11 protein-coding genes are annotated in these 9,469 nt (G+C 61.5%); 2 read left to right on the forward strand and 9 right to left on the reverse strand.

What is annotated here, in order from left to right; all coding sequences use genetic code 11:
- Positions 1-249 precede the first annotated feature (249 nt).
- Positions 250-1,029 (reverse strand): hypothetical protein, encoded by a 780-nt coding sequence (locus DKT70_RS16990; RefSeq protein WP_199559641.1) that lies wholly within the window; start codon positions 1,027-1,029, stop codon positions 250-252.
- A complete protein-coding gene (locus tag DKT70_RS16995; protein WP_111560254.1) occupies positions 1,022-1,732 on the reverse strand; it encodes a competence protein CoiA family protein in 711 nt (236 codons plus the stop codon). Before DKT70_RS16995 ends, DKT70_RS16990 begins: the two co-directional genes overlap by 8 nt.
- A 532-nt stretch (positions 1,733-2,264) precedes the next feature.
- On the opposite strand from DKT70_RS16995, the gene DKT70_RS17000 reads away from it, so the two are divergent.
- Complete coding sequence (locus DKT70_RS17000; protein ID WP_111560255.1) at positions 2,265-4,454, forward strand: AAA family ATPase; 2,190 nt, start codon at positions 2,265-2,267, stop codon at positions 4,452-4,454.
- Between the two features lie 308 nt (positions 4,455-4,762).
- On the opposite strand, the gene DKT70_RS17005 is transcribed toward DKT70_RS17000, so the two are convergent.
- The 4 genes from DKT70_RS17005 to DKT70_RS17020 all read right to left on the reverse strand — a co-directional run bounded on the left by DKT70_RS17005 (position 4,763) and on the right by DKT70_RS17020 (position 7,260).
- Positions 4,763-5,083: a hypothetical protein gene (locus DKT70_RS17005; protein WP_146612686.1), complete on the reverse strand. Its 321-nt coding sequence runs from the start codon at positions 5,081-5,083 to the stop codon at positions 4,763-4,765.
- Between the two features lie 52 nt (positions 5,084-5,135).
- Positions 5,136-5,942: a DNA adenine methylase gene (locus tag DKT70_RS17010; RefSeq protein WP_111560257.1), complete on the reverse strand. Its 807-nt coding sequence runs from the start codon at positions 5,940-5,942 to the stop codon at positions 5,136-5,138.
- Positions 5,943-6,136: 194 nt separating this feature from the next.
- Positions 6,137-6,571 (reverse strand): hypothetical protein, encoded by a 435-nt coding sequence (locus DKT70_RS17015; protein ID WP_111560258.1) that lies wholly within the window; start codon positions 6,569-6,571, stop codon positions 6,137-6,139.
- A 65-nt stretch (positions 6,572-6,636) separates the two neighbouring features.
- Entirely contained in the window at positions 6,637-7,260 is a 624-nt protein-coding gene (locus DKT70_RS17020; RefSeq protein WP_111560259.1) for a peptidoglycan recognition protein family protein, read from the reverse strand.
- Between the two features lie 384 nt (positions 7,261-7,644).
- Between DKT70_RS17020 and DKT70_RS18520 the strand changes: the two genes are divergently transcribed.
- Positions 7,645-7,839 (forward strand): hypothetical protein, encoded by a 195-nt coding sequence (locus DKT70_RS18520; protein ID WP_233490649.1) that lies wholly within the window; start codon positions 7,645-7,647, stop codon positions 7,837-7,839.
- Here the strand turns inward: DKT70_RS18520 and DKT70_RS17030 are convergent, their stop codons facing one another.
- The 3 genes from DKT70_RS17030 to DKT70_RS18115 form a co-directional block, all read right to left on the reverse strand.
- Positions 7,840-8,418, reverse strand: a complete 579-nt coding sequence (locus DKT70_RS17030; RefSeq protein WP_111560261.1) for a hypothetical protein — start codon at positions 8,416-8,418, stop codon at positions 7,840-7,842. It abuts the gene before it with no gap.
- Positions 8,415-9,104, reverse strand: a complete 690-nt coding sequence (locus tag DKT70_RS17035) for a hypothetical protein (RefSeq protein ID WP_111560262.1) — start codon at positions 9,102-9,104, stop codon at positions 8,415-8,417. Before DKT70_RS17035 ends, DKT70_RS17030 begins: the two co-directional genes overlap by 4 nt.
- A gap of 11 nt (positions 9,105-9,115) precedes the next feature.
- A partial coding sequence (locus DKT70_RS18115; RefSeq protein WP_158530143.1) for a hypothetical protein occupies positions 9,116-9,469 on the reverse strand: 354 nt, incomplete at its 5' end.

Raw genomic sequence — 9,469 nt, forward strand, 5'->3', positions numbered from 1 at the left:
ATTGCCGCCGGTCGGCCTCTGACTGGCGCTGCGGTGCAGCTTCCCCAGATCGGACGTTCGTGTCTAGCGAAGCGAGATCGGCGGGTCACAGTCTGCTATGCGGGACAAAGCGGAAATTCCGCGAGACCCAACTGTATGTTGGCTTCCAGCACAAAACCATTCGGTCACATAACGAACCAATTCCGGCCGTCGGCCAAGTCAGTTGCTACTCGCCTGATATGGCGTCGAAAATGTGTGGCATGCAGAAAGCTACTCGTTGCGCTGATAGGGCGCAACAGCTTCGTTCTTCAGGTCATTGAGCGCTTGAAGCTCCTCGATCAGACGCTTTACCAAGTCATCGCCAGGATCGAGATCGGGACCGGTAAGGGCGATCATGCCGATAATCGCAAACCCGAAATCGAGGCAGGCACAAAGGCTGCGCACAGTTTCGCCGTGCGCCGATCCATACAGGGCAACGAGCGTTACTGCGGTCATGCCGTCCGGACGGTTCGCGTTGATCGAGAGGTGGCTGGCGACTCCCTTCAAATTCGGATGCGCACCGTAGTCAATCGCGCCTTCATAGGCGAGTTTAGCGAGGTCATAAACGTCGGGCGCCATGTCCTTCAGGTGGACTATTCCCTGGTCAAAGGTGAAGGCTTTGCGGCAGGCCTTCTTGTCAGCCTCGCTGCGATGGCGGTGTGTCCATATGTCAGCGAGGCCGGGATCGCGCTCGATTAGCAGACCGTAGGAAGCGGATTCTAAGGCGGTTCGGAGGAGGGGATAGACAGCGGCCGCATGGCCGCTCAAGGCCATCCGCACGCCGGCGAGAAACACCATGTAAGCGTTCATTTGTAGGACGAAGCCAATGGCAGACGATCGTGGCACATGCGCCCAAAGCCCGCTGCGCAGATAATCGTCATAGTGCCGGAGCGCGGCCACCAGGCTGTTGTCTCCCCGCAGCAGCTCAGCCGCGGTTTCGTCGGCCGAAGCCATATAGCTGTCGAGGCCTTTGCTTATTTCCAAAATCGGGCTGGCGTTCAGGTCATTCATGGTGTCCGCCGGTCCCGTGCACGGCACGGACGAAATCTTCCCGCAATAGCTGGGAATAGGCAAAATAGCCTTTCTTCAGCGGAAGACCGCCATTGACCCGCGCTGCAACGCTCTCGTTGGCGAGGTAGAAGATGTAGCCCTGATAATCGAAAAAGACGTGCGCGCTTGATCGCTTCCACTTTTCGATGAACTGGCTGCTGCGCGACGCGAAGTGCACGATCTCGAAATTATGGCCGTCAACGGTTGCAGTGCGTGCGCCGAGGCCTAGCGACAGGCGGAAGTTAGTGCCGGTGAAGCTATGCTCGTCGTGCAGGTGGACAAGCCAGAACATGCGATGCTGCTGGAGGTAGAAGGCCTCGCGTTCCCTGCGCTCCTGCTCGCTAATGCTGGAGTGTTGCAGCTCAAGCACGGTGGCGATTGGCGTGCCGGCACCGCACAGCACATCGGCGCGGTGCCACTCACCGGCCGCAGCGTCATAAAGACCAATTTCGCGGCATCCCGTGTCGAACTGCTCTTTCCAGCCTAAATGCCAAGGGCCTTCGACTTCGCTCCAGCGGTCGCAATCGCCCGCTTTGTGCCGCCAGTGGGTGACGCTCTGAGCGGGCATGACGGAGGTGAGGAGCCCGCCACAATCCTTGCAAACGGTGCGCTCGCCCTTGGCGATCGGTTGCCGCTTTACGCCATCAATCCAAGCGTAGATCATGTAAATAGTCTCCGCGCGCGATGGCGCTATAAGGTTCAGATCATAATATCCTGACGTCTAGATTATCAGCTTAACCTTGGCACACAAATGACCACTTCTGTCACATTCGGAATGCCGGGGAGCTTTAGATGAAAGGCGAGATTGGACTCTTTTCGTCGATCTGCCGACCCTGGTGCCAGGACCGGCACGGCGCCGCCCCTGCTCGCGCACTCGGCCCAAGCCTGCCGCTCAGACCCTGGCTGATCGCTGCGGTGCAGCTTCCCCCGAACGGGCCATCCGTCGCATCTTGCAGCATAAAATACGGAAAGCTAACTTGGAGTGGTAGATAAATTGCAGCTTCGCAACCGGCGAAAAACTTTAGGCCTATTCGGCCTACTTGGAAGCCCCTCCCTTGGCGGTGAAGGGTTTTTTCTTGGGGTGGTCTTCGGAGGTGCCAACTCGAGGCGATATCGCCGCCAATCCATAGCGCGCCTGTTTATAGCGCGTAACGGGTCGTTGAGGGCTGGAAAGTTTTGAGGGATACTTCTTAAAGATGCTGACCTTTGTTGAAATTCGTTCTGAAGCCTCTTTTTCCGATACTGGTATCCGGCTCGACGACCTTGGGCATTGCAACGTCATTTTCGGACCCAATGGTTCGGGTAAATCGACCATCAGTCGGGTGCTCGCAGACTTGATGTCATATCCATCGTGCGCCACTGGATGGGCTTCAGGACCCAAGGAGGTGATCGTTTTCGGGCGAGACTATATCGCCCGAAACTGCCATCCATCACGGGCGATGCCCGGAATCTACACTCTCGGTGATGACGCGGTTGCGGCGCGGGAGGTGGAGCAGAAGGAGGGAGAGCGAGATGACCAAAATGAAAGATTGGGATCTGCAAAGGTGCACTTGGAGGGACCAGAAGGTGAACCTGCACTTAAAGCTGAAAATGCGGATTTTAGTAAGAAAATCTGGAATAAGAGAAAGGAAGTATGGACGCCGCACAAATCTTTGACGTTCGTCGGCACATGGAGCGCCGAGGCCCGCTTTGCAACCGAATACTATGACCGTGCGGAGAGGTGGTCTGGCGAAGAACCAAAGTCTCTCGCCGACCTTCTCGAGCAGGCGCAGACCTTTGCTGGCAATCCACCAGCGGTAGCCGAGCGCCTGCCTTTTCCACCCAAGCCGTCGGCCGAAGAAGTCATCGAAGAGCGCCTACGCAGACCTCTTGTGCCGGCGAGCGACCAGCCAATCGCTGAATTGGTCGCAGAACTCGGAAGTGCTGACTGGGTGAAAGCGGGCCTCCCCCTTTTGCGGCAGTCTTCCGGCCGGTGTCCATTCTGCCAACAGCCTGTCGACCACTCCCTTTCAAATCGCATCGCTGCGATTTTTAACGCTACCTATGAGAGCGGGATTGAGGCGATCCGTCGGGACAGAGACATCTACGCTAAGGATATCGAGGCTATTGACGGATGGATCGCCGAGGTGGCTGGCTCGCCATTTTTGGATGCAGATGCCAGCAAGGCATTTTCCGCGTGGATAGAACTCCACCGTCGTAATCTCGAAGCCATTGATCGCAAGCTGTCGGCTCCATCGTCTGAAATCGATTTGGAAGCGGATGATGACGCTTTTGAGATGATCCTGTCATTCATACATGGGGCTAACGCCAAGGCTGATCATCAAACGAATCTATCCAAGAATTTCGCCCGTGAGCGCTCTGCGTGGCAGGAGGAGGTATGGTGCCGTTTCCTCGCAGACACGCGGTCCGAATACATAGGTCACGATGCGCGCCGAGAGCCGCTTCTGAAAAAGGTCGAGGGCCTCAATAATTCAATTGAGCAGCGCAAAGCCAAAATCGCACAGCTGAATGGAGAAATATCTGAGCTTCGGCGCGGCATCACGGGCATTGAGGCAACCGCCGACGCGATCAATGAACTGCTGCGACTACAGGGGCATAATGGCTTTCACCTTCGGCCCACATCGGGTGATGGCACCTACTCGGTTCATCGCGCCGATGGGTCGCCGACTGGCGACACGCTTTCGGAAGGTGAGCGTTCCTTCCTTGCCTTCGTATATCTCTACCACCATTTGGCGGGCGACCACGACGAAGCGGAAAAAAATTTAGGACGTGTCGTGGTGATCGATGACCCGATGACAAGCCAAGACGCCGCCGCAGTGCATACGGTTGCAGCGATGGTCCGAAAACTGTTCGAGGACGCGTGTGCGTCGGGTGGTCGGATCTCTCAAGTCATTGTGCTGACACACAATGCACATTTCCATCATGAGATCAGTAGCTATTGGAAGGGTAAAGCCCCAGATCCAAAGCATTGGATCCTCCGAAAGCCCGCTGGAGTTTCGTCGGTGACGAGTCACGGGACGAATACTCCGATCATGACAGCCTATCGTGCGCTTTGGGACGAGGTGAATGATCCAGCGACAGTCCCGGTGGCTCTCTGCAATGCGATGCGGCGCATCTTGGAACACTACTTCAAGTTTATCGGCGACAGAGATTGGATGTCAGGCCTCGACAACCTTGATGGAGCGGACGCCTTTGCCTTCGGCGCACTTCGACGCTCTCTCAACGACGGGTCACATGGCTACCTTGGCGCGGAGGAATTCTACTTTGATGCAGATGCGGGCGACCGCCTTCGCAGTGTTTTCCGTCGCGTATTTGAATTCCACCAACAGGGTCCACATTATGAGATGATGTGCCGTGACAGCCATCTGCTCGCGCCTGATTTATAGGTGGAAATGCCCATCCGGGCGTGGAAACTCTTTAAAACTGCAGAGCGTTAGAAACTTCGATTTGGGGCAACTCTGAACGTCTGCTTCCATTGTTTTGGCCGATCTGATTGGAAGCGCAGCGAAGTTCCGCTCTCCGCCCTTCGTGACTGACTTGGCGCCGATCGTGCTGCGGCGGCGCCGAACGTCCGCTCCTGCATCCTGAGACCCTTGGTATGCTGCACCGCGGTCAGGCCGCCCACCGCCCTTCATGTATATTGCATGCCTCCAAGCTCCGTCGTTTGTACAGAACATCCCCATTCAATCGCTTGCTATGCGTGGGAACGACTAGGCGCGGTGTAGGTGGACGAAAGCGTTCCATCTGCCAGCTTTAGATTGGGAAAGGCGGACAAAAGACCGACGCCGAACTTCGGATGCTTCAGGTAGATCGCGATCCGATAGATGATGCCGTTCTGCCCCGGCGCGCGTCCTGCGCTGTGGATGGCATACTGGTCTCGCCCCACTTCCTGGTTCAGCCAACGATAGATGGCGTCGATATCGCTGCCAAACCCGCCCTCGGGAGTGACGAAGAGCATCCGCACCGGAAAGGCGCCATCATCAATCTTGGATTGCGGGTCACTTCGTCTGGACATGGTGAGAACATATGAAGAACGCACTATGCCCAGTCAAGCGGTCTGGTGACTGTCAGATCAGTCGCGCCTCCTCGGACCGGTTCGAGATAATCAGTTCCCTGGCCTGCGTGCCGGCGCCGGCGCTGATGGTGTAGGTCAGTGACACCTCCTCGAAGCGAAAGGCAGCGAAAGTCTCGCGGATCTCGGGCGTATCGTTGATCGACAGGATGAAGCCGCCTTTGATCTGCGCCAGCTGGTCGGCCATTTTCTCGAACTGGCCGCGATCGAACATCCCCTTGCCGTAATCGGCCTCGCCCCCGAAATAGGGCGGGTCGAGGTAGAAGAGCGCGCGATCGCTGTCATAGCGGTCGATCAGGTCCGCCCAGTCCAGGCTTTCCAGCACCACGCCATCCAAGCGTTCGCGCGCCTCCTCGAGGATGATCTCCAGCCGCGCCAGGGAAAAGCGCAGGCCGTTCGTGGCGGCCACGCCGAAGACGCCCCCGACCTGGCCGCCGAAGGCCAGGCGCTGCAGGTAGAGGAACCGGGCGGCCCGCTCCAGGTCGGTCAGGGTGGCGGGATCGGTGGCGCGCAGGCGCTCGAACTCGCGCCGGCTGGCCAGCTGGAAGCGCATCACCTCCATCAGCTGCGGATAATGGCGCTGCAGGATCCGGAACAGGTTGATGATCTCGCCATTCAGGTCATTGGCCACCTCGAGGGTCGGGCGGAACCGGCGGCGCAGGAACACGCCCCCCATTCCCACGAAGGGTTCGATATAGGTGCGGTGCGGGATCGCCTCGATCCGCTGGATGATGCGCCCGTGCAGACGCTTCTTGCCCCCCAGCCAGGGTGCGACAGGAGCGGCGGGTTTGACTTGTTTCACGGTGTGATTCTCGCTTAGGCGGCACCTGCCCCGCGCGGGGTGCAGGCGACCATAAGCTTTGCGCTGGTCGGTGCGGTTGGCCGTCGAAAACTAGCCGCACGGATCGGACCGCAAGGTCCGGTCCCCTGCCGCGACGCGGAGGGGCGAAGACGTCGGGGCGGTCGCCATGCGGCCGCCCCGATCAGGATGTGCGATCAGGGTTTGGGATTGGGCTTGGGGTTGGCACCTGCCGGAGCCGATGCTTGGGGTCGGGATCCGCTCTGCAGCAGCCGTTCACCGAAAGCCTTGCCTGCCTCGAAAGCGCTCTTGCCGTCCTCGATGGTTCGGACCAGATCCCGTTCTTTCGAAGGGCTGCTGGTATAGGGGCGGGCCAGACCCGACCGTTGATGCGCGACGATCAGGGCGCAGAGCGGTGCCACTGCCAGCATGAACGCGTGGACCTCTGCTGCCGTGACGCCAAAGAAGGGTCCGAAGATAGCGGCGATCGCGCCGGCAATCGGCTCGGCCGTACCGTCGGTGATCGTGCCGGCGATGATGTCGATGAGGGTCAATACGGCCGGCACGATACCGAGCCAGAAACTGCGTGTCTTGGTGATCAGGATCGGGGCGATCGTCTTGATGCTGTTCATTCTCGTTATCCTTTGCGAGTGCGGCCAGAGTGGCGGTGGTTCATTCTGTTCGGGTGTCGGCGGGCTCAGAGGATCTGAAGCTCGCGGGACGTGAGGTCACGCAGGCGGTCGCCCACCCCGACGGGATCGGCGGGGCCGGGCATGCCCGGCAGCCAGGTGATGTCCCATTTCTGGCGCTGCGCGATGCCGAGGGCGGGCTGGATCTCGGCATGCGACAGGGTCGACCAGCGCGAGACGGGGATGTCGTAGTCCCGGCAGAGCCGCGCGGTGACACGGGCCAGCTGGCAGACCTGCCAAGGAGTGATGGGCGCGCGGCCGGGATCGAAAGGGCGCTCCCGCGCTTCGGCCATGGCGCAGAGCGAGACACCGACGGCACCGCCATTGGCGTGCAGGGTGTGGGACCGGCCGGCGGTCGGATCGACCGGCCAGCGCGGGGCGCCCTCGCTGGGGATCAGGCAGTGATAGGCCCGCAGGTCGGTGGCGTTCGGCTGGTGATTGCCCGCGGTCCAGTGCCAGTGGATGCGGGTGATGCCGGTCGGGTGCGCGAAGGGCCTGCCATTGGCCGCCTGCGCGGCGCAGGCTGCGGCATAGGCCGCCCGGGTGCGGGGGCCGTCGATGCCATCGATGGGACCGGGCCAGAAGCCCAAGGCGGCGCAGCGCGCCTGGCGCGCGCGGATCTGGTAACTCATGAGGATCTCCGGACATGAAAAAGCCCCGCACGGGGGCGGGGCTGGGGTTGAATGACTGCGCGGGAGGGCGTTGGGTGTGCTTAACGCTGGCACGGGCGATATCCCGGCCATGTCAGCGAGGCGGCCCCTTGCTGTGAGGGTATATGGTTCGCCGCTCACCCCGGGTGGTTCAGCAGCATCCGCGTGACGGTTGGGGGTAGCGGCACACCTCCGAAGGGATGAGGAGCCTTGATCGAACTGACGTTCGGAAGTTCGCCATGGCCTTGCCGTTAAGCGATTTTTTACAAATCACTTGTACATTCCCGTGGCTTGTCCTTTTGGATATGTGGCCTTCTTTTGGATTGCTGGTATTTCCAAGCCAGTAATTGGTATCGGATCTTTACTGTGACCTTCAAAATCATTGTCCCCTGCGCGAGCTTTGTCAGCGGCGGCCGAATTGCCCATGACGATCAACTGCTGGAATGCGTCGCGGCGCGCCTGGTCGGGGAGGGCCAGGTCGAGCTGGAACTTCGAACTGCAGCTCCCGAAGAGCAGTTCGAAGTTCCGCGTGACCAAGTGCTTCGCCAATCCGCGGCTTGATCACCCCGGCTTTCTCAGCAGCATGAAGGCCACGGGGCGGGTGGCGTCATAGACGGCGCGGCCGGCGCAGTCGAACTCGAGGCTCAGGTAGACGGTGACCCGCCCCGGGGCGACCTGGGGCGGGACGTCCATGCGCAGGCGCAGCGGCGTCTCGTTGGTGCCGACCTGACGGGCGGGCTTCTGCGCGGGCCCGGCGCTGGCGATGTTGGCCTCGTCGGTGAAGATCGCCGTGCGGCTGATCAGCGTGCAGGCCGCCCCGGTGCGGGTGCGACGCACGACCAGGCTCAGGGTGATCGGATCGCCTTGGTAGACCGGCTCGCGGACATAGCTGAGGCCCGCCACCTCCTGAATGACCCTATCCTCGCCCGTGGCCCGCATCACGTCCTGCGAGAGCTGGTCGAGCTTTTCCGAGATCTCGGCCAGCCGGTCCGGCCCGTGCCAGATCAGCGTCAGCCGGTCGCGCAAGGGCGAGAGCAGGTAGACCAGCGACATGGCCACGGCCGCGAAGATGACCCGGGTGATCCATTTTTGCGCCTCCTCGAGGATGAAGCGCGGCAGGGGCGGCTTCTCGGCCATCATGCACCCACCCAGGCCTTGGCGTTCGCCAGGTGCTGGCCCGCCAGCGCCGCGCGCCAGACGCCGAACTTGCCATAGCGCAGGAAGCTGTCCGGCGCGGCGCTGGTGGTCTGCGCGCCGATCACCAGCGAGACCAGGGCATAGCTTGCCGCGGTGCCGGTCCAAGTCACCGATTGCCCGCCCGTGTGCAGGGTGATGGTGGTGCCATCGACCACGTAGACCACGCCCAGGGGCACGGGCGGCGAGACGATGTCGCGCAGCGCCGAGGCATCCCCGAACCGGGTGCGCAGGGTCGATGGCTGCCAGAAGGCCCGGGCATAGACGCCGTTGCCGCTGCCCGCGAAGATGGTCTGCATGGCAGCGTCGCTGCGACTGGCAAAGCGCGTGGCGATGGTGAAGGCGGGCACGGTCCCGAAGCCCGGCAGCTCCATGCGGGAACTGCCCCCCATGGATACCCGGCCATCGCTGTCGATGGTCGGCCGGGCCCCGGCATCGGGCTGGACCCACGCGCTGGTCAGCCCCCCGCGCGAGGCCCATTCCGCCACCCCGCCGCCCGAGATGGTCAGGCTGGCGGGCGTGGTGTCGAAGATCCCGAAGACCCCGGGGGCGGCCATCAGCGCCGGCAGGGCATCGACGAAGGTCCCCAGGGTGGCGGCGGCGGGCAATGTCGCATTCAGCGTGATCGGCATGGTGGCATTCCTCAGATGGCGGCGTCGAAGCCGATGGCAAAACGGTGGACCCCCTCGCCGGGGAAGAAGAGCGAGGGCGCGCTGAAGGTGTCGCGCAGCGCGCCGTTGCCGAAGGGGCGCCCGGCCAGAAGGGCGGGATCGGTGGATTGCGGCGCCCGCCAGGCATAGCGCAGCCGCATGTCGCTGCCCGAAGGCTCCTCCGACAGGGTGACGGTGATCCGGCGCGGCCCGGTCTGGGCGACGCTCTCGATCACCGCGCCGCCCGCGATGCCCGAGAGGCTGAAGCCCCGGACGCTCTCATGGGTGGGAAAGGCGAAGTCGTCGAAGACCAGCGGCAGGGCCGAGGTCCAGTCGAGGACGATGAC

Source organism: Paracoccus sediminilitoris (assembly GCF_003259195.1).
GTDB lineage: Bacteria > Pseudomonadota > Alphaproteobacteria > Rhodobacterales > Rhodobacteraceae > Paracoccus > Paracoccus sediminilitoris.